The organism is Arthrobacter sp. TJ-238, assembly GCF_058269215.1.
Genome location: NZ_JBZCNH010000009.1, coordinates 109,706 through 130,033, shown reverse-complemented (window position 1 = coordinate 130,033; position 20,328 = coordinate 109,706). Strand labels below are relative to the sequence as shown.

The 20,328-nt window shown below is 63.2% G+C and carries 15 protein-coding genes and 1 pseudogene; 5 read left to right on the top strand and 11 right to left on the bottom strand.

What is annotated here, in order from left to right:
• Positions 1 to 321: 321 nt before the first annotated feature.
• The 11 genes and pseudogenes from AC4D2O_RS17420 to AC4D2O_RS17370 form a co-directional block, all read right to left on the bottom strand.
• Positions 322 to 1,041, bottom strand: coding sequence for a VIT1/CCC1 transporter family protein (locus tag AC4D2O_RS17420; RefSeq protein ID WP_490908622.1), 720 nt, complete (start codon positions 1,039 to 1,041; stop codon positions 322 to 324).
• 106 nt (positions 1,042 to 1,147) lie between these two features.
• Positions 1,148 to 1,378: a ferredoxin gene (locus AC4D2O_RS17415; RefSeq protein WP_490908621.1), complete on the bottom strand. Its 231-nt coding sequence runs from the start codon at positions 1,376 to 1,378 to the stop codon at positions 1,148 to 1,150.
• Positions 1,375 to 2,466: an NADH-ubiquinone oxidoreductase-F iron-sulfur binding region domain-containing protein gene (locus AC4D2O_RS17410; protein ID WP_490908620.1), complete on the bottom strand. Its 1,092-nt coding sequence runs from the start codon at positions 2,464 to 2,466 to the stop codon at positions 1,375 to 1,377. The genes AC4D2O_RS17415 and AC4D2O_RS17410 overlap by 4 nt, the downstream gene beginning before the upstream one ends.
• Positions 2,457 to 3,026 carry a ferric reductase-like transmembrane domain-containing protein gene (locus tag AC4D2O_RS17405; RefSeq protein WP_490908619.1) on the bottom strand — a complete coding sequence of 190 codons (570 nt, stop codon included), beginning with the start codon at positions 3,024 to 3,026 and terminating at the stop codon, positions 2,457 to 2,459. Before AC4D2O_RS17405 ends, AC4D2O_RS17410 begins: the two co-directional genes overlap by 10 nt.
• Before the next feature lie 2 nt (positions 3,027 to 3,028).
• Positions 3,029 to 3,973 (bottom strand): FAD:protein FMN transferase, encoded by a 945-nt coding sequence (locus AC4D2O_RS17400; protein WP_490908618.1) that lies wholly within the window; start codon positions 3,971 to 3,973, stop codon positions 3,029 to 3,031.
• 1,123 nt (positions 3,974 to 5,096) lie between these two features.
• Positions 5,097 to 6,485, bottom strand: coding sequence for a DedA family protein (locus AC4D2O_RS17395; RefSeq protein ID WP_490908617.1), 1,389 nt, complete (start codon positions 6,483 to 6,485; stop codon positions 5,097 to 5,099).
• The gene (locus AC4D2O_RS17390; RefSeq protein ID WP_490908615.1) at positions 6,482 to 8,023 is read right to left on the bottom strand and encodes a sensor histidine kinase; all 1,542 of its coding nucleotides are present in this window, start codon (positions 8,021 to 8,023) and stop codon (positions 6,482 to 6,484) included. Before AC4D2O_RS17390 ends, AC4D2O_RS17395 begins: the two co-directional genes overlap by 4 nt.
• 124 nt (positions 8,024 to 8,147) lie before the next feature.
• Positions 8,148 to 8,825 (bottom strand): response regulator transcription factor, encoded by a 678-nt coding sequence (locus AC4D2O_RS17385; RefSeq protein ID WP_490908645.1) that lies wholly within the window; start codon positions 8,823 to 8,825, stop codon positions 8,148 to 8,150.
• A gap of 177 nt (positions 8,826 to 9,002) precedes the next feature.
• A pseudogene (locus AC4D2O_RS17380) lies at positions 9,003 to 9,140 on the bottom strand (phosphatase PAP2 family protein); the annotation flags it as partial.
• Positions 9,141 to 9,444: 304 nt separating this feature from the next.
• Positions 9,445 to 10,191, bottom strand: a complete 747-nt coding sequence (locus AC4D2O_RS17375) for a DedA family protein (RefSeq protein WP_490908614.1) — start codon at positions 10,189 to 10,191, stop codon at positions 9,445 to 9,447.
• Between the two features lie 451 nt (positions 10,192 to 10,642).
• Positions 10,643 to 11,245, bottom strand: a complete 603-nt coding sequence (locus tag AC4D2O_RS17370; protein WP_490908613.1) for a PepSY domain-containing protein — start codon at positions 11,243 to 11,245, stop codon at positions 10,643 to 10,645.
• 688 nt (positions 11,246 to 11,933) lie between these two features.
• Between AC4D2O_RS17370 and AC4D2O_RS17365 the strand changes: the two genes are divergently transcribed.
• From AC4D2O_RS17365 to AC4D2O_RS17345, 5 genes are all read left to right on the top strand, one after another.
• Positions 11,934 to 12,551 (top strand): SGNH/GDSL hydrolase family protein, encoded by a 618-nt coding sequence (locus AC4D2O_RS17365; RefSeq protein WP_490908612.1) that lies wholly within the window; start codon positions 11,934 to 11,936, stop codon positions 12,549 to 12,551.
• Positions 12,552 to 13,066: 515 nt separating this feature from the next.
• A complete protein-coding gene (locus tag AC4D2O_RS17360; RefSeq protein WP_490908609.1) occupies positions 13,067 to 13,930 on the top strand; it encodes a phosphatase PAP2 family protein in 864 nt (287 codons plus the stop codon).
• A gap of 352 nt (positions 13,931 to 14,282) precedes the next feature.
• A complete protein-coding gene (locus AC4D2O_RS17355; protein ID WP_490908608.1) occupies positions 14,283 to 15,563 on the top strand; it encodes a COG4705 family protein in 1,281 nt (426 codons plus the stop codon).
• Between the two features lie 721 nt (positions 15,564 to 16,284).
• Positions 16,285 to 18,966 carry a bifunctional lysylphosphatidylglycerol flippase/synthetase MprF gene (locus AC4D2O_RS17350; protein ID WP_490908607.1) on the top strand — a complete coding sequence of 894 codons (2,682 nt, stop codon included), beginning with the start codon at positions 16,285 to 16,287 and terminating at the stop codon, positions 18,964 to 18,966.
• Positions 18,963 to 20,255, top strand: a complete 1,293-nt coding sequence (locus AC4D2O_RS17345) for an alpha/beta hydrolase (protein ID WP_490908606.1) — start codon at positions 18,963 to 18,965, stop codon at positions 20,253 to 20,255. The genes AC4D2O_RS17350 and AC4D2O_RS17345 overlap by 4 nt, the downstream gene beginning before the upstream one ends.
• Positions 20,256 to 20,328: the final 73 nt, after the last annotated feature.

Genomic DNA, 20,328 nt, shown 5'->3' with positions numbered 1-20,328 from the left:
CTCGTTCTTACGGTTCGTAAACCTATTTGACGAGGTTCGGTCCAGCCCGCCTTCAGGAGGGCTTGATGACGAGGAAGAGGTCTCGGCGCTGTGCGGGTGCGGTGCAGGTAAAGGGGACGTGCCTAACCCGAGGAAGTTGAACAACAGGAGTCCTTCGCGCCTTCGCGGCCAGATCGGTGCCCTCGCCAGGCAGCCTTGCTTCGACGTGGTTCGGTGCCGCGGGCGCACGAGCGTGCAGATTAGTGGCAGACCTCGCGTCCCGCCGAGCCGCAGGAACACGCACAGTGTGGCACCGTCGGCCCGCCTGCACCATCCGTTCCGCTAGACCCAACCGGTCGTGCCGAGTAGGGCGCCTATCAGGAAGGTTACGGTCATGGCGGCCGCTCCTCCGATCACAAGGCGGAGTGTGGCTTTGAGTTTCGGGCTTCCTCCGCTGTGTGCGCTGAGAGTCCCGGTGAGTGCAAGGGCGGTAAGGACCGCGAGGAAGGTGCCAGGGATTCGAAGGTCGGCTGGGGCGAGGATCATTGCGGCCAGCGGGAGTATGGCTCCGATTGTGAAAGCGAGTGCTGATGCGACTGCGGCGTGCCATGGGCTGGCAATTTCGTCCTCGTTGATGTTCAATTCGGCGGATAGGTGTGCTGCCAGAATGTCGTGTTCGCTGAGTTCCTTGGCAACTGTGAGTGCAGTTGTCGGCGTCAACCCTTTCTGCTCGTACAGCTGCGCGAGCTCTACGAGTTCGCCCTCCGGATCTATTCTCAGTTCTTCGCGCTCCTTCTCTATCAGCGCTTTTTGGCTGTCGCGTTGGGTGCTTACTGACACGTATTCGCCGAGGGCCATTGAGACGGCTCCTCCGACAACGGCAGCCGTGCCGGCAATGAGGATGGGGGCGATGGCATCGGTCACGCTGGCAACACCGATGACGGTTGCGGCGACCGAGACGATTCCGTCATTGGCTCCCAGGACTGCAGCTCTGAGGGAGTTCAACCGTGTTGCGCCGCTGTGATCATGCGGCTCGTCATGCGCATTCGGCAAGGCAGACATGCCGTCAGTCAAGCATTCTTGCGTTGCAGGCTCCATGAAGGGGTGCATCTCCTAAGTTCACGCCCGAAGTAGGCCGGCGCTGCGTCAGCCCCTGCTCGAGGGATTGTCAGCGGGGTGTGTTCCACCAGAGGGCGCGCGCTGGGCAGTATTTGATGGCTAGTGCCGCGGTTATCGGGTCGTGGACCCGTTGGTTCAGAATGGGATACCCCCGGTCGTCGAGGTTGACGTGCTCGGGGAGGAGCGTCGCGCACACCCCATGGCCTGAGCACATGATGCGGTCGACAGCGAGATGTGCTCGGCGGGATGGGTAAGCATCGGGTGCTGCGGCAGTGGTCATGGTGCCGTCCTAGGGCGCCGATATCGGCAGGTCCCTCGGCCGTGGTCAGCGAGGTGGGAGGAGAAGACGGTCAGCGCACTGGACGTGAACCCGGCGACCCCGTCCGGGAAATGGCATGCCCCTCTATCTTGGATCAGTCTGAGCTGTTGCTCGACCTCCGACTGATGTGTGGGTTCGGCATGATTTTCTGCTAAGCGTCGGAAGGCTTCTGCGAGGTCGGGCATTCCGAACATGCAGGGTCCACATTGCCCGGCAGATTCGCCTGCCGCGTAAGTGAGCATCGCCGAGACTTCGTCGACGGGGCATTGTTGCGGGTGCAGTGCCCTGATGACGCCGGTCCCGATCATGATGCCTGCCTGTCCCGGGTGCGGTGCCCCGTAGGTGAGACGGAAGGCAGCGTCGGGTGACACCCATCCTCCGCCGAGGCCTCCTATATTGATCGCCTGTACGTCGCCTTGGAGTCCTCCTGCCAGATCGGTGACCTCATGGAAGGCAACCCCTGCCTCGGTCTCGAAAACTCCCGGGTGGTTCACGGCTCCACTAATACTGACTAGTCGGGGACCCGGTTCTTCCTCTGTCCCGAAGGACCGGAACCACAGGGCACCGTTCTGTTCTATCTGGGCGACACGAAGGACCGTTTCCGCATTGAGGACCAGTGTGGGTCGGGTTTTCCTGCCATCAGGGGTTCTTCCTCCCTCGACGGTGAGCGTTCTTTTGCTCATGGGCCGGGCAGGGCGTCCGTGATGGAGAGCTACGAGTGCACTGGCTTCGGAGGACACGTAGCGCGGGGGGACGGGCAGGACCCGCATCCCGTGCGACCGAAGCCACTGCTCGGAGGCCGACCCGGCATGTACCGCGTAGGTCACCCTACCGGTCTTTAGAAGCTGCGCCCCGTGTTCCACCTGGTCGAGGTGATTGAGGATGACGTGAGTGTCCTTCGCTGCGCCGATCTCGCCGTCGCAGGCGTTAACGATGAGTTCGGCGCCGTTCCGCTGCGCCAAGGCTACTTTCCTCGCCGTTGGGAAGCCGGCTCCACCACGGCCGGTCAGACCTGCGGCGTCAAGGACATCGAGAAAATTCACCGCCATTGCTGCCCCTGGATGCGCGCGCGTTCCGTCTCGTCGGGTTGCTGGGCCGTTAACCTGTAAACCATCGCTGCAACACCGGCGATGGCACACGTGATGCCGATCCCCCGCAGGATCCAGCCGCTGCTGGTCCCAAGTGCAAGCCCATGCAGGATGGCGATCGGCCATAGTAGGTAGGACAAGAGGTGAATGCGGTGCCACCACTGTTCGCTGATCTGGTGCCGGAAGGCTGAGGTGACAATGACGGTCACGAGCAGGTCGAAGGCGATGGTTCCTAGTCCCACCCAGATTCGTTCGTAGCTTGAGGTGAAGGGCACCACGGCAGCGACCCAGTCGATGCTGACGTAGGTTTCCAGGACAGCGGTTAGGACATGCGCCAGAAGAAAGACGGTGAGGCCCAGGCCCAGGTTTCGGTGCAAGCCGGTGACCACGGTCGTCTGTATTCCTGTAGGCCGTCGGCGCCCGGCCGTCAGAACTCCAAGGACAAACACGACGGTTAGAAGAACTGTTGTCGTCACCCCCGTGGCCCGGGAGACAATCCATAGCAGCTCGTTGAGATCCACACTCATTGTTCGGGCCTCTTTGGATCAGCTTGACCGCCTACCGGGTCCGGCCATGCGCCGGTGAGCACAACAGATCCGTCCGCACCGTGCAGTCTAGCGTTTAGTTCGTTGGATTCTAGCCAGTGCGGGGCTGAACGCCCGAGGATAATCGCGGCGGTGGACGCGGCATTCGCTTCCAGGGCGGTGGCAGCGGAGCATGTAACCTCGGCCCAGATTGTGTCGGCGTTGCGTCCGGTGCGCGGATCGAGAATGTGATGGACACGCTGACCGTCCTGTATCCAGGTACGAAGACGCGTCGAGGAGGTAGCGAGACCACCGGAGCGCAGAGTCACCACCTGAGCGATTGTTTTGTCAGCTTCCTCCACGCCGACGGTCCATCCCTCTTCGGGTAATGCCCCGCTGACGGCGAGGTCACCACCAAGGTCCACAAGGAATCCACCGGGCAGAAAATCCTTGAGGAGCGCGCTCAGTTGATCAGCGGCGAACGCTTTCGCACTGGCCCCCAGATCAAGCACGGTTCCCGAGGGAACTTCAAGTGTCCGGGTATCAGAATCGAACCGTAGGCTTTCCCACCCCGGTGCGGGTGCGGGCGCACCGGGGGACAGCCAGTCACTTCGTCCTGTGACGAGTGCGTGATCGACGTTATAACCGGACCTGATCAGCGCGGACCCGATGGTGGGATCGACCAGGCCGTCGGTCAGCCTGGCTGTGGTTATCGCTGCCTGAAGCAATTCTCCAAGAAAAGGGCTCACGATTTCCGTGGCTGCACCTGTCGCCGCGTGACGGTTGATGGCACTGAGCTCCGAGTCGGGGCGGAACCGGGATGCTACCTCGTCAAGCTCAATAAGATAGGTACGCGCCACAGCCCGGGCCGGCGGCAGAGCTTCCGCGGCTGTTGTGTGCACGCTGATCGATGTTCCAATCGCAGCGAAGGTCGACGAGGGCACGGTCAGGAACCTTTCGTCGTGACCTGTGGTTGCTTTTGAGGAGCGTTCTGCGGGGCCGCGTTTTTGCTGAACCCCGGCCCTCCGCTCGACGAGGAGCCCTGGGAAGCTACCTGCTGCGACGTCTGCTGCGACACCTGCATCTCTGACGCTAGGCCGGCGCTCACGCCCATGGTTCCGAGCGTTGCCACGAGTATGCCGGCGGTGGTCCACCGGCGGACGGCTGTGAGGGCGCGTGTCCTGGAGTTGGTGATCATGTCGGTCTCCTTTGCTGTGATCCCAGCGTGCCACTGCACCCCTGAAGGTTCCCTGAACAAACCCGGCAGATCCACCATCGTTCAGTTCAAAGGAGCGACGTGGACGGGCGTGGTGAGGGAATGAGGACATGCGCTGAAGCCCTCGTCCGCCTGATCTCGTGCAGCTCGTTGCCGGTGCCTGCGCATGCCTGTCGGCGGCAGTGACAGCTACACCACGGTGCGCGGAAGCCGGTAAGCGGCAAGTGACAGCCGTCACGAGGTTGTCTGCTGCGTTAGCGTGTGTCGTCCGTCGCGCGGGATGCACGGGCATTCAATTCGAGACACGGAACGACGATTTCACCATGGAGGTCGTAGGTCCGGCTATCGACGAAATGAGCCGCGGCGGTCGGACGCTGCGTTTCCGGCGAGGACAACGAGCGACCCGCTTCCTGAGCAGTGGCCGCTTTCGCTGGGGAGGATGTCACGGTGGTGTCGGTGTCCGAGCTTGATAGGGCAGCAGCCACGCCTGCGCTTCCCAGTGTCAGAGCCGGAACAAGGGCCCAAACGGCGAGTACGCGCTGCCGACGGGATGAAGATGATAAGACCAGTTCGTCCAACGATCATGGAGCGGCGCCGGATACGGGATCGCATCGTCTCGGGCCACCTGTGTCCTTCCCTCATCAGGCGACACAGTTGAGGGCTCGAGCTACGACCGCAAAACGTCCAGCAACTTTTCGTGTTGGTGGTCAGGCAGTGTGAACCCGGTGAGCATGGCGGCGCAGTTTATGTGCTCTGGATCAAGGTCCTGATTCACCGGGCTGGTCTGCTCGTCTGCTCGACGGGTTCCGGTGCGAGTGCACGCGCGGCGTCGGTCCTGGTTCTGCCACCAGTCACCACTTTTGGCTGGCAGACACCGGCGGTTCGACCCCGGTTTCTGACGACGCCGCCAAGGTGGCGGCGAACAGCGTCCCGAATGTCCATCCGAAGACCACGTCGACAGGGTTCTGCTGTGCCAGGTACACGTGGCTGAGCGCTATCAGAGGGGTGAGGGCCGTCAAGATGGTGAGAGTCACAACGAAAGTGCGCCACATTATGGCACGGAAACCGATAAGAAGCCATGCGGAGCAGGTGAGCAGGGCCGCCGTGGTGAGGGTTTGACCAGCCGGGGAAAGGAAATCTAGGCCAGTGTGGCCTGTCGCGGATGGGAACGGGATCGGGGCCACTGTTCCTGCAACGATCGCGGCGGCGACCCCAGTGCAAAGAAATAGAGCGTAGCGGCGCGCGTGGGCGATGGTTCGTAGCCGGCCAGGGCTCAAGCAGACGAGCAGGATCCCGAGCGCGACCACGGGGTGACCCAGGACGGTGAGTGCTTTCATCAGGACGGTGAACTCGTCGTCTTGATGCTCGAGGAACCACGTCCTGATCGGTGCGCCGAGTGCCGTCGTGACCCCCCTGCCAGGGGCTGTGTCACTGAGGAGGTTGTAGCTGACGGTCAGTGCCACGAGTGCCACCATCAGTGCAATCGGTGTTGCCGTCCCAGCCCAGCTCGCCCTTGGGTGCTGACGGTGAGCCTGCTGCGGCCCATCTTGTGTCTCCCGTGTCCGTGCGCCGTCATCGGCGGCGGATGTGGCAGGCAGGACGGCGATTTTCTCGACGCGCGAGCGTGTCCAGCCGGGGTTCCTCAGAGCGAACCGTGCGGCGAGGGTAAGGACGAGGGCGCCGGTGAGGATGAGGGTGAGGATCAGGCTTGCTTTGCCCAGGTACTGTTCGACGGCCTTGTAGGACTGTCCAGCGTAGTAACCCAGCAGGACGACGGTGACCGCCCAGATCGTGCCTCCAATGGAGTTATACAGCAGGAACGTCTTGTAGGGCACGCGTGCCATACCTGCGATTGCCGGGACCAGCGCGCGCAGCAAGCCCACCCATCGTCCCAGCAACACGGCGGTCCCACCACGCCGGGCAAGGAACTGCTCACTCTTGGCCCATTTGTCCTCGCCCACGAATCGACCAGCGCGGCTGTGTTTCAACGCCGGCCCGAACCGGCGCCCTATTTCGTAGCCGACGGAGTCACCGGCGATTGCGGCGACCACGGCGACGCCGAGCATGATGCCAAGGTTTACATGGCCCTGGCTGGCGATCACGCCTCCAATGAACAAGGCGGTTTCGCCGGGAAGGACCAAGCCGACGAAGGCCGCCGCTTCGCTGAAGGCCAGAAGCCCCACGATGATGTACACCAGGGGGCCGGATAGGGATACGAGTGCGTCGATGACCGGTGTCATCGGGGCGTCCTGCGGTCATTCGCGACCTGGGGGTCTGGATCCGCAGGTGGGGGCGAGGGCGGAAGCATCGGTCCACTGCCGTGATGTCGCTGGGATGAGTGGGCCCCCGATGGTGCGGCCGGAAGAGACTCCTGGAGAGGAAGGATGACGCGGAAGCGTGTCAACTCGTCTGGAGTTTCGGTGGCGGTAATGGTGCCGGCGTGCGCCCGGATGATTTCCCGGCTGATCGCCAGGCCCAGTCCGCTGCCGCCGCTTTCCCGGGTGCGACTCTCATCGAGGCGAACGAAACGGTCGAACACCCGTTCGCGCTGGGCCTCGTCGATTCTGTCGCCGTCATTATCGATGGTCAGGACTGCATGCACTCCCCCGGCCCTACGGTCCCGGGTGGTACCGGTCGGTTCCGTCCTGTCCTTATTTGCGGATTCAGAGTTCGTCCGCTCGGTGGTGAGGTTCATGGTGATGGTCGTAGCCGCGTGGCGGTTGGCGTTGTTGAGGAGGTTCCGCAGGACCTGAGTGATGCGGTGCGGGTCAGCAGTGATGCGGGCAGGTTCGATGTGGGCGCGGACAGCATGGTGGGAAGCGGTTTTGAGCCTGTTGGCCTCTTCGAGGAGCAGGTCATCCAAGTCGACGTCTTGCATGACGTATTTGAGTCCGGCGTCGTCGATCTTCGCCAGTGTCAGCAGATCCTCGACAAGGTAACCCATCCTGTTGGCTTGGGTTCGGAGCATGCCCGATGTTTCGTGCCAGGTTGTCGCGGATGGATCGGCTGCTGCGATCTCCAGCCCTGTTGTTAGGGTGGCCAGGGGGCTTCGCAGCTCGTGGCTGGCGTCAGTGACGAACCGTCGCTGGGCAGCGTCGGCGCTTTGCAGGCGGGCCAGCATCTCGTTCATGGTGGCGGCCAGCCGTTCGATCTCGTCGCGGGTTCGCGGTACTTCTACTCGTTCGTCGAGGTGCTGGTGGGAGATGCCGGCGACGGTTGAGCGGATGCGTTCCACCGGCCGCAGCGCCCGTCCGACGAGGAACCAGATTAGGGTTCCTGCCAGGGCAAGCAGCACCGGGACGCCCGCGAGGAGGAACCAGCCGACGGTGCTGACGGCGTCGCGTTCGATGGCGGTCGGTACTCCGACCGCGACGACCTTGTTACCGTCGGGCGTGGCGATACCTTGAGCGGCGACAACGTAGTCGTCGAAGTCGACGATGCTAATTAGCCCGGGATCCCCGGACACGAAGGACTGCCCCGGGTTGAGGGGGTGGCCCTGGTACAGCACGTCGTCTACCGACGCATCCGTAGTGGCGATGACAGAGCCGGCTTGGTCGATGACCTGCGTTAACTGCGTGCCCGAGCCTGCAGGAGTGCCCGTGACATCACCGGCGAGATCACCGGCGAGATCACCGGCGAGGTCTCCAGAGTCGTTCTCCCGGATCTGTTCGACGATGGTGTCGCGGCGTTGCACAGCGAGATCCCGAGCATTGTCCAAAAGTGAGGTGCGGAGGACGGACAGCAGGACCAGGCCGGCTATGACCAGCACGACTGCCATGGTGACGACTGCGGCCAGGACGGCCTGTCGGCGCACACCCCATCCGGACCGGTGGAAAGCACCACGTTGAAGGATCTGACGCGCCGGAGTCACACTCGGTAACCTGTTGGCCGGCGAACCGGGTTCAGCGTTCATCGGAGACCAGGCAGTACCCCATGCCCCGCACGGTAATTAGTGTGGTTGTGCCGAAAGGAAGATCAAGCTTTTTCCGCAGATACCCTACGTAGACCTCAACGACGTTATCGCTGCCCTCGTAGGCCGCGTCCCAGACGTTATCGAGGATCTCCGCTTTGGAGACGACCTGATCGTGGTGACGCATCAGGTAGTGCACGATGGCATACTCCTTCGGCGTTAGGGCAATACGAACTTCTCGCCGGGTGACCAGGCGCCGCACGGGGTCCAGGACGAGAGATCCGACACTCAAGGCGACGGGACGCTCCGGGGCGCCGCGTCGGATCAGCGCCCTCAAATGCGCAACCAGGACAATGAAGCTAAAGGGTTTAGTCAGGTAATCGTCGGCACCCAGATCGAAGGCGTCCGTCTGGTCGTACTCGCCGTCCTTCGCCGTGAGCATCAACACTGGAGTCCAGATCTTCGCCTCGCGAATTTCCTTGAGAATCTGATACCCGTGCTTACCCGGGAGCATAATGTCCAGCACGGCGACGTCGTAAGGATTCTCAACGGCCATCCACGCCCCGGTGATCCCTTCGTGGGCGACATCGACCACGAAACCCTCGTTGGTCAGTCCGCGGCGGATCGACTCGGCCAGGTCTTTCTCGTCCTCGACCAACAATACGCGCATCGGGTTTCCGTTCCTTAGCAGGGTGATGTCATCGTAGCGATGCTGGTCCTCAGCGCCCCGAACAGCCTGAGGCCAACGATGACCTGGAACCACACCTGCACTGGCATTGGGTCCATCAGCGCCTTTTTCATCAGGGCTCCGCCGGAGGAAGGTGATGGCACCGCTCAGCATGACGGCCACGGCGGCGGAGAGGGCGAACGAGGCCACGACGTTGGAAAGGTAGTGCACTTCGAGGTAGATCCGTGACGCACCGACGACAACAGCGAAGACAGCGGCACCAACGATGACCGGCACCCTCCATCGGGTCCGCAGCATGGCCAGTTATATCGCGATACCCAAGGATACGGCGAAGGCCGTGTGACCGGACGGATACGACGTCGGGCCCTGGACATTGGGGAGCAACGGATCGCTGAGCGCAGGCGCAGATCAGAGGCGGCGAGGAAGACACTGGATGTCAGAACCAGGCCGGCGCACCAGACCAACCCGATGACCAACCGCTGGCCGAGCACCCAATGCCGCACCAGGAAAGGATCGCGAACAACACGCCGCCCGGTCGCCTGCTGTCCGGGTCTCGACGAAGCGGAGGGCTCTTGTGTCGTGTTCGGCTGCAAAGGTGTCGTCATCGCAAGTCGTCCAGTCGGTGGGCAGGGGACGGTACGGTCGTCGCGGAGCCATCGACTGCCGTGCTGTCGGTCACAGTAACTGGCGTGTCAATCTGGCCGACTTTGTTCGTACTGATGTGCCGGATGATTTCGAAGACGGTAGGGACCACGGACACCACGACGATCATCAGGGCGATGAGGTCGACATGGTCGGCAATGAAAGGTACGCCGCCTAGCAGCGATCCCGCGATGGTCAGCCCGGCTCCCCACAGGACCCCGCCGAGGACATTCCACATTAGGAAGGACCGGTACCGGTAGTGGGCCGCGCCGGCAGCCAGGGGAACGAAGGTCCTGGCGAAGGGGACGAAGCGGGCCAGCACGAGGGATCTGCCGCCGTACCGGGTGAAGAAGTTCTCGGCAGCGCTCAGGTAACGGGTGTTCAGGACGCGGGCGTCGTCCTTGAAAAGTCTTCGTCCGAAGCGGCGGCCCAGCCAGTACCCGACCTGATCCCCGGCAATAGCGGCTGCGACGATAACCACGATGAGCAATGCCAGGGGCACGCCCAACCGGGCATGCAACAGTCCCGCGGTAAAAATTAAGGAATCGCCCGGCAGGAAGGGAAACAGCACCCCTGATTCGACAAAGACGACCGCTGCCACCACCAGTAGGACCCACCCGCCCGCGCTTTGCAGCAGCGCAGACGGATCCGTCACGCTCCCCAGCGATAAGCCAGCGGGCAAGAACCCGGTCATCAGTGTCACCATGTGCTGTTCCTTCTCGTCTCCAAGCGGGGACGGCAGCATGCCGTCCCCGCAATACGTCACCCATGGCCGGGGATCGACAGCTCTTGAAATCTTTGGCCGCCGCGACCGGTCCTTGAGGCATCGTCCGTCCCTTGCCTCGCCTATGGGTGCGGCGCTGGAAGGCGTCGGCGGGTGTTGGTGGGCGTTGGTGGGTAACGGGTGTACTTTAATCGCCTGGTAAACATCCCATGCGGGAACTGAGAGGTTCCTGAGCGTCAGGGCCCGCTAGGCCCGGTTGGGCGCAACTGGCTGCGATCGTTCTCATCGGCTGGCCGGATTTGTGCCAGTGCGTGCCGAGGGCAGCGGCCGGACGAGGGGTGGGTTAACAGAGGCCGGCCGCGCATCGCTGTGGGGAGCGGATACGCGGCCGGCTTTCGTGGGCCCTGATGGAGCTTGTTCGGGGCTGTTGCGGCTACTTGCCGTTGGCGGTGCCCTGGGCGGCTTCTTGGGCGTCGTTCATTTCGCCGTCGGCGCCATTGTCGTTGCTCTGGTCGGCGCCGTCTTGGGACTCGGGGCCTTCGCTGGCTTCGTCGGCTTCTGAACCTTTGGGGCTTCCAGTGCCCTCGTCGTCGCCTGCCTCGGAAGCCAGCACGGCGGCGTCGCCGGCATCGATCTTTACTTCCGTCATGACGCCTGCACCGTCCTTGACGGTCACGTCATAGACCAGGAACCCGTCCTCATCACCGAGGTCGGTGCGTACGATCGTGCTCCCCGGGACCGACGCCGTGGCAGCTGCCTCAGCAGCGAAGGTGTCGACGGTCGCGAGCTTGGCGAGCTGCGCGGTTTCCTCGGCATCAGGTACCTCGGTAGCAGACTCGGGAACCGAAATTGATCCCTTCACCTTCGCCTCATTCGCGTCGTTCTGCTCACCCTGCCCGCCCTGCGTGGTGCCCGGCGAGGGAGTCGTGGTGGTGGTGGCGTTGGCCACAGCGATACCGCCGAGAGCGGTTCCGCTGACCAGCACCAGACCCGCGAGCGAGCCTACGATAGCCTTCTTCTTCTGGATGGTGTTCATGGGCGGACTGCCTTTCAATCAACGGACGTGAACCCTGCGGTGCAAGCTGGCCTACCAGCTTGTTAGCGTCAATTCGGGTCCGGCCCCGTCTTGCGGTGCCTGACACCACTTTCACCCACCCCCGCTAAGAGGACGCTGAGAAACCCACAAGAGGTCCTCAGCACTAGCCTCCGCTGACCGATCAGGGGTACCTTCGCACGGCCACCATCACTGGTCGCCGAACCTTGTGTGAATTAGGGCCACTAGCTGTTGTTCACCGCCTTCTACCGAAGTCATCCTGCTGTGCTCCGGAAGTGCTCCCGATGGGGTCACGGGGCTCTCAGCGTCTGTTCAAGATCCGCGGATGACACTACTGGTATCGAGGTACGCCGCATCGAAAGACCGATTCGAGCCGGCCTGGATGTCGGAGGACACTATGTACCGCACAGGACGCGAACAACGTCGGGCCGCGATGACGGCAGGGGGCAGTTTCATTGCCGGCGCGCTGCTGGTGGTAACAGCAGCCGTGGGCGGCAGCCTCGCCTCATCCACAACGACATCGACACCGACGACAGGTGTGCAAGGGATGACTGCCGGGCAGGTTGAGGCAGCGCCAGCGGCACCACCGGCGAGTCCGATTGCTATGGCTCCCGCCAAGTCCCAACACACGGCTTGCACAGACCCATTCAGCGGGAAACCGGGCCTGCATGTGGCCAATCCCAGCCGGACCGCTCTGCTCATTGGTGATTCACAGTCCGGTGGTGCGGCGGGAGTCCCCGCGGACCAAACCTGGACGCAGACCGCGCTGCGCGACGCTGGGTACGACGTCAGGTTCGTCGGAGCAGGAGGAACCGGTTTCGCCACAGCCAATGGCAACGGTGCGCTCGATTACCCCTCAGCACTCAACAGCGGCCAGTGGGTCCTACCATGTACGGATCCGGCCCTGATCGTCGTACAGGGAGGCGGCAACGACGCCGCCCAGGGTGCTACGGACGCACAAGTCACCGGCGGCGCCGACAAGGTCGTCTCCACGCTTACCCGCGCGTACCCCTCATCGAAGATCATCATGATCGGAACCCTTGCCAAGGGAACTGCTGACGGCGGTGGACGCCGCTCCGCGGTCGACGCGGCTCTGGGCGCCTACGCGGCGGGGCATCACATCACTTTCATCAGCGCCGGCGACTGGCTGACCCGCTACCAAGCAAGCAACCAGCTGGCGGACGGCGTGCACCTGACACAGGCCGGCCACGACCATCTTGCCGCTGTCCTAGGGGCACAGCTCACCGCCCACCACCTCACACCCCCGGACCTCGCACACACGCCCTAACCTGAAGTCAGGCCGAACATAAAATGTACGCGGGACAGTTCAACCTCCTTCGACCTCCTGTCGGCCACCCCGGGCGCTACACAATTCTTCACGAGCAGGACTGGTTCTCGGCGGGCTGAGCGCCATAAGGGCCACTGGGTGAGCCCGGACCGAGCTGCCAGCCAGTTCAGGTTGTTTTGCAAACCGGGTTTCCAGACCTGCCAAGAGTGCCCGCCCGGCAGCACCTGCTGTCTAACGTCCATGCCGGTGCTTTTCGAGGTATCGAAGACCTGTTAGCCCTGCGGCCCGTGTGAGGTGTTCTGCGCATCCGTACAGAGGGCCACCTAGCTTGGGAGTAAAGCAGTGAAAGTAGTCACCCGGTTCCACTGCACACCGGCTGTCGCAGCTCCAAAACTCAGCGTTTTCACAGGGTCGACGCCCTAGCGTTTTTCTGGTGACTTTTGTAGCTAATGAGGCAATCATCCGCGGCGGAATCACGCCACCTGCAAATGGGGCCGGAGCGAAGGAAAAGAACAATGAACCGAAACATGAATTCTCGCGCGGCAGCAGGCACCGACGACTCTGCCGGGCAGGCCAATACCGCGGGCGATACACAGGATCGTTTCGCCGCGGGACGGGATCTCACGCGCTGGAGGACACCACTTGGACGGTTTGGGGCTCGCTGGACGCACCGGCTTAGTGTCCGGCTCGGCCCTCATGCAGCACTGGTCATACCGTTGCTTGTCGGGGCGGTGCTGGCGCTATTGCTGACTGTTGCGTCGGCGGGGATTTATGACGCGGTGACTGAAGGTGACGGCGTCGCGGCCCTAGATCATCCGCTGCTCAACGCCGCGGTGGACCTACGATCCCCAACGCTCGACGCCCTGGTGACCGGCTACACGAACATCGGCGGGCCTATTGGCTTGCCGATCCTGGCAGGCGGAGTCATGGTGTTCTTGGCTGTTCGCCGCCGATCGTGGACACCAGTTGTTCTAATAGGTGCAGCTGCTGCCGGATCATTGTTGATGACGATCGTTGGCAAACAGTTTATTGGACGCGCCCGTCCCCCCTTGACTGACGCCGTGCCGCCATACGAGTATTCGGCGTCCTTCCCGAGCGGTCACTCGTTGAATGCTTTAGTGATTGCCGGGGTCATTGCATACCTGCTCTTGCTGCGTCAACACACCCGCCGGGAAGCAACTGTCACAGTCCTTCTCGCTGCTGCCTTCGCACTCAGTATGGGCCTGAGCCGCGTCTTCCTAGGTCACCACTGGTTCACCGACGTACTCGTGGCATGGACTTTGGGGTTCGCGTGGCTCGCACTGGTCATCACCTCACATCGCCTCTATCTGACGGCCCGACGCCGTACGAGTAGAGGGACGACACAAAGCCATCCGTAGTGAACCCGGTGGGATCCGCAAAGGCTAACGGGACCAAAATTTTCGGGGGTTCCGCGATGACCGCGCCATTCGAGGAGACAAGCGATCCTTGAGTCTTGCCGGGGGCTGACGGTTCCGACACTATTTGCCGTCGAATGTCGAATGCCGAATGCCGAATGTAGAACGTCGGATCCGAGGAGACAATTCTGCCCCTGCCCCGTGCGGTGTTGGTCTCTCAGCTTCCGTTCAACCTCCGCAGCCGACACTGGTGGCAGCATTCGGTCGCGTCTGCGCGATGCTCGCCAGCAAGGACACCGCGGAGGCAATTGCCCGCGGACGACGAGGACTACAGAGGACTACCTAGGAGATGACCATGGACCAGACACGCTCGATGAATTCTGCAACTCGACCCTCGGCGCGACAGATACTCAGCAAGGTCCCCGAGATCACACTCTGGTTCTGGATCATCAAGATCCTCTGTACAACTGTGGGCGAGAGCTTCGCCGACTACATCAATATGGCCCTCGGCGTCGGCCTTGTCGTAACTGCCGTCATCTTCACGATCATCAGCGTGATCGTGCTGACCGTACAGATGCGGCTCAACCGCTACCGTCCCGGCGCCTATTGGCTGACCGTCGTGGTCATGAGCATCACCGGAACCCTCTACACCGACATCCTGACCGACCAGGCCGGCGTTCCCCTGTGGATCAGCGCTACCATGTTCTCCGCCGCGCTGGCTGTCATCTTCACCATCTGGTTTAGGAAAGAACGCACCCTTTCGATTCACAGCATCATCAGTGCGCCGCGCGAGGCGTTCTACTGGCTCGCCGTGCTCACCACCTTCGCGCTCGGAACCGCGTTGGGCGACTGGACCCTGGAACTTACAGGCTGGGGCCCAGGACTCTCTATCCTGCTGCCCCTGGTCCTCATTGGCATCGTGACCGCGCTTTGGCGCTTCGGTGCAAACCCTGTCCTTACGTTCTGGATCGCCTACATCCTCACCCGACCGCTCGGCGCCAACATCGGTGACTGGCTCGGCCTGACACCAGCCGAAGGAGGTCTCGGACTCGGCACTTTCGCGACGAGCGTCCTCTTCCTCGCCGCGATCCTCGCCACCGTCATATACCTGTCCATCAGCAGGACAGACGTCGTGGAACGATCCAGAACCAACACCGCACAGTATTCATCCCCCGCCCGTCAGCGGGCCGCTCTCGGCATCCTGACCACCGTCGCGATAGCCACCGTCGGATTACTCGTCTACACCAACAGCCTCCCGCATACCAGCGCGCTGGCCGATGAAGGCACGCCCCCGGCCTGCACCACCGGCTCGACACCGTTGACTCAGGCCGAAGCCCAAACAGCGGCACGAACAAAATTCCCAGCCGCAAGTCTCACCGAGTTCAACACCATTGCCACCGATACCCTCATGCTCGTCACTCAGGGCGACCAAGCCGGCGCCGCCAGCCGAGCAACCGACCTCGAAACCGCGTGGGATGACAACCAGACCGATCTGATGGCTGCCGACTGCCAGACCTGGACATTCATCGATAATCAGATCGATCCAGTTCTCTCATCGGTGCGCTCCAGCAGTCCGGACAAGGCAACGGAACAGGAATCCCTGCAAAACCTCCTCAGTACCCTTAGCAACAAGTAAGGACAGACGATCATGGTCTCGAATGGGGCTCTCACATTCAGCCTCGTTGGGGCTCTCTCGAGTAGGGCGACCTCTGCTGAAGCCCTGAGCCCCTTTAGCACCTACTCTGCGCGGGATCTGAGCAGCAACCCAGAAGGGGCAGCTAGCTTATCTTTGATCCCTGTTGAGGAGGGCCAGCTGCCCTCCCTCCCCTAGCTGCCCCCAGTGAAAGTTCCCAGGTTCTCAGCTGCCGATGCAGGGTTCGCGGGTCCAGCGAGTTGCCCGTCGCTCGCTGCCGTATTCACCCGGTTGCGGAAGGTCGAAAGTGATGCTGGCCTAGAGTGAGCAACGCGGTATAGAGCCTGACAACCACGGGTGGCAACAGACAACCCTTGCTTGTGACACCAAGCGACAGACGAAGGACGAGAAAGCGAACAGGCCATTCTTGCGGGCCCCCTTCGCCGAGGTTCCTGCCCCTCTTCCCATGCATGGAACACAAGACGCACCCAGAGTACGTCCAGCCGGCACTCGGACACTGACGGCGGTTCAACTTCGCGGGTGAACTCCGTTGAAGAACTTTCATCTCGGGGTGCCCAACCTTCAGACCGGGGGAACGATGGTCAGCAAAAAGCACGACGAGACATTCCGCGAACACACATCATTTGGTGCGCCTACCGCCCCGGCAGCTGTCTTGTTCTCCTTCCTTACTCGCCTGGTACATAGGGCACCCCTGGCACTGTCGATGATCATCGGAGTGTGGCTCCTCACACTCGGTACTGGCTCCCTCTTAGATGGCCCACCTGCCGCCCTCGCTCCCTCGGTCCTGTTCTCTCCCCGGACCACGGGTCAGAATCCCCTCTCGGTGCTGCTGTCCCTGGGCTGGGCGCCTGATCTGCCCGCGTACCTCGGTGCCACGGTGTCCGCGGTGACCCTCGGCATCCTCGCCGAAGCCCGGCTCGGGTCGCCTCGCTTCGGACTCGCCGTCCTCGCCACGCACCTCGTAGCGCTGCTCGGCGCGCTTGTCCTCGGCGTCGCCGTAACCCCACTGTTCCCGCACTGGGCGGCTACGTTCGACAGATCTTCGCTCGGTGGTCCCGCAGCAGGGGTGCTCGGCGCGATGCTGGCCTCAACCGCCGCGATGGGCCCGCTCTGGCGGCGGCGTCTGAGGATCCTGGGCATCCTCCTTCCGCTGACGCTTGTCCTGTACAACGGAGCGCTCATGTCGGTGGCGTTGCTGCTGGCCGCACTGGCCGGGCTCGCAGCCGGACCACTGCTTTTGCGACACCGTGTACGCCGCCCGGTCGCCTCATCAATCCATGAATCCCGTGTTCTCGTCGCACTGATTTGCGCCGCGGCAGCCATCGGGCCCACCCTCGCCGCGCTCTCGCCGCATGCGACAGGCCCCTTCGCGGTTCTCGGTCTCCTCTTCACCACGGTAGAGGGAGCGACACCCGATGCCGTCCGGGCTGCCTGCGAACCGGGCGGCGCGGTACGACAATGCGCCGATGCACAACTTCAGGCACGGGCCGGCTTGGGCGGCATTGTGATGTCATGCCTGCCAACCGTTCTCCTGCTCGTCCTCACCGATGGCCTGCGCCGCGGCCGCCGCTCCGCGTGGGCGGGAACCATCGTGGTGCAGCTGGCCCTGGCCGCACTCTCAGTTCACACCTTCCTTACGTTCATGCGACACGGTGCCGACGAAGAGCTCACAACGCTCCTCAACGGTGCCCGTCCAGGACGCGTCATCGCCGACCTCGTGGTGCCGGCACTGCAACCCGTCATGATCGTAGTGCTCCTGATCCTCGTCCACCGGCTCTTCGGGCTGCGGGCAGCACCTGGTGCCTACAGGGCCCTGGGAATCCGGACGGTCGGCGTCATTGTCGGCGCCGGTGCACTCTATGTTGGCCTCGGACTGGTGCTCGCTGAACAGTTCAGTCCGGATGCCACGGTGCGGGCACTCCTGGCCGACTTCCCTCAGCGACTAGTACCCGTCGCGGCTACGCTTCGCATTTACCCGGCGTTCCTCCCCTCCGGCAGCGCGGCGATCATCCTGTACGAGTGGATCGGCATCGCGTTCTGGGCAGTGGTTGGAACGCTCCTCCTCCGGTCGTTCCGCTCGGTGCCCCGTACCGGGAACGACGACGACCGAGAACGGGCACGCCTCATCGCCACGATCCACGGCAGAGGCTCAATGACATGGATGGGCCTCTGGCCGGGCAACTCCTACTGGTTCGGCGGTGGATCGTACGTGCCGTACCGCGTGATCTCCGGCGTCGCCCTGACACTGGCCGGACCGGTGGGTCCGCAGCAGGACACCGAGCGGGCGCTGCGTGACTTCTCGGACCACTGCCATGCGCAGGGGTGGACGCCCTGCTTCTACTCGGTGACCACACCCCTGGCCGATGCGCTGGAGGCCACCGGGTTCCGGCGCCTCCAGGTGGCCGAGGAGACGGTCCTGGACCTGGGCTCCCTCGCCTTCACCGGGAAGAAGTTCCAGGACATCCGCACCGCCCTCAACCAGGCTCGGAAGAACGGCGTGCACAACGAATGGGTGGACACCCGGAGGACCCCGCTGGTGATCCTCGACCAGATCCGCAGCATCTCGGAGGAATGGGTGGCGGACAAGTCCCTGCCGGAGATGGGCTTCACCCTCGGCGGCATCGACGAGCTGCGCGATCCCGACGTCCGCTGCTCCGTGATCATCGACGACGAGCGCACCGTCCACGCCGTCGCCTCGTGGCTGCCCATCCACGAGGACGGCGAGGTCACCGGGTGGACGCTGGACTTCATGCGGCGCCGCGGGTCCGGCTTCAAGCACAGCATCGAGGTGCTCATCGCCCAAGCCGCGCTCGACCTGCAGGCGGAGGGCTACACCCAGCTCAGCCTGTCCGGTGCGCCCCTCGCGCGGTTCGTCCCGAAAGACGCCGAAGCCACCCCGGGGGACGCCCTGGACAGGATACTCGGTGTCATCGGGCGCACCCTCGAACCGGTCTACGGCTTCCGGTCCCTGTTCGCATTCAAGGCGAAGTTCGGGCCCCGATATGTACCCTTGTACCTGTGCTTCGAGGACCCGGCCACCCTCCCGGCGATTGGACAGGCCATCACCAGGGCCTATGCACCAGACATCAGCCCCGTCGACATATGGCACCTTATTAGGACAGCGCCACTACGCGGACGGGCAACTGAACCCGCACCCGCTTCACGATCCGTAGCAAAGTCACTACCAGCCACCGCACCAGTGTCCCTGTCAGCACCCGGGTCTGCCCCCGTCTCCCAACTAACCCCCGCACCATCACCCGCTTCACCGCCCCCATCAGTCCCTGGTCCGGCGTCCTCATCAGCATCCCCTTCGGTACCCGTCCCAGTCGTGCGCACACACGACGCACCGTCGACCCGCATCGCCGGACCGAAGGAGCACTCATGAATCCGTTCGAGTGGGACCTCATCGGAGGACTGGCGCCCGCCGTCTTCACCGTCATCGGCGGGCTCGCTCTGCTGTGGCTCGTGGCCGGTCGCAGACGGCACCTCACGCGCACCGTTATCCCTGCCGTACTCATCGGAGCGGTCGGCGGAATCGTTGTCTGGTTTGTGACCGAGGTGTTCGTGAACATCTGGGGGGCACCCCAGCCCTCCTGGTTCTACGTACTAGGCGGGGCGGCGATCGCGGCGGTCCTGCTCGCTGTACGTGTTGTGGTCACTCGCCGGCGGTGGTGGCAGCGCGTACTAACCGTTGTCGCTCCCATCCTGGTCCTGGTCGCGGCTGCAGGAGGTATCAACGCCTACTACGGCTCCTTCCCGACGCTGGAGGCAGTGGGTGGTGGCAGCAACATACCGCGGCTCGAGGCCGTGGACACCCTCAAGGACCCAGGTCCATTGACCACTCTCGCCGACTGGGATCCGCCCGCGGACATGCCCGCTACCGGCACCGTGTCCGTGACGACAATCCCGGGGACGGTCTCGGGGGTAAAGGCCGGTGATGCCTACGTGTATTTGCCCCCGGCTTATCTGGCTTCCACCCCGGCCAGCGTCCCGGTCCTCGTGCTCATCCATGGGGATCCCGGCGGACCCAAGGACTGGATCACCGGCGGCCAGCTTCCGGCGGTGATGAACGCGTACGCAGCAGACCATAAGGGCCTGGCGCCGATCGTGATCCTACCGGACGCCGCAGCGAGCACCGGCCCCACACCGTCCCTCTGCCTCGACAGCAACTACGGCAAGGCAGGGACCTACCTCGCCACCGACCTCCCGGCCTGGGTGAAATCCACATTGAAAGCAGGAACCCATGCCCCCACCGACTGGGCGATCGGCGGCTTCTCCTACGGCGGTACGTGCTCCCTGACCCTCGCGACGGGCCACCCATCGGTCTACCCGACGTTCCTCGACATCTCCGGCGAGGACCAGCCCACCATCGAAGCGGGCCACGACGCCCTGATCAGCGGCTACTTCTCCGGTGACGCCGTGGCCTTCGAAGCCCAGAACGCCCTCAATATCATCACGACCACTTCACTGCCCGACACCGCGGGAATCATCACAGTCGGCGCCGACGACAGCTTCTACAGGCCGCAGGGCGAGAAGGTCGCCGCCGCCATGACGACGGCAGGCATCGACGTTCAGTTGCAGACCGTGCCAGGCGGTCATACCTGGGAGGCATGGAGGGCCGGCCTCCAAAACAACCTCGACTGGCTCATGCAACGCGCAGGTGCCCTACCCTGATGAATGCCCCCACGACGGACACCACGATCACCGGTAGTACATGCGCCCGGCCAAAGTCGTCTCGAGAATACAA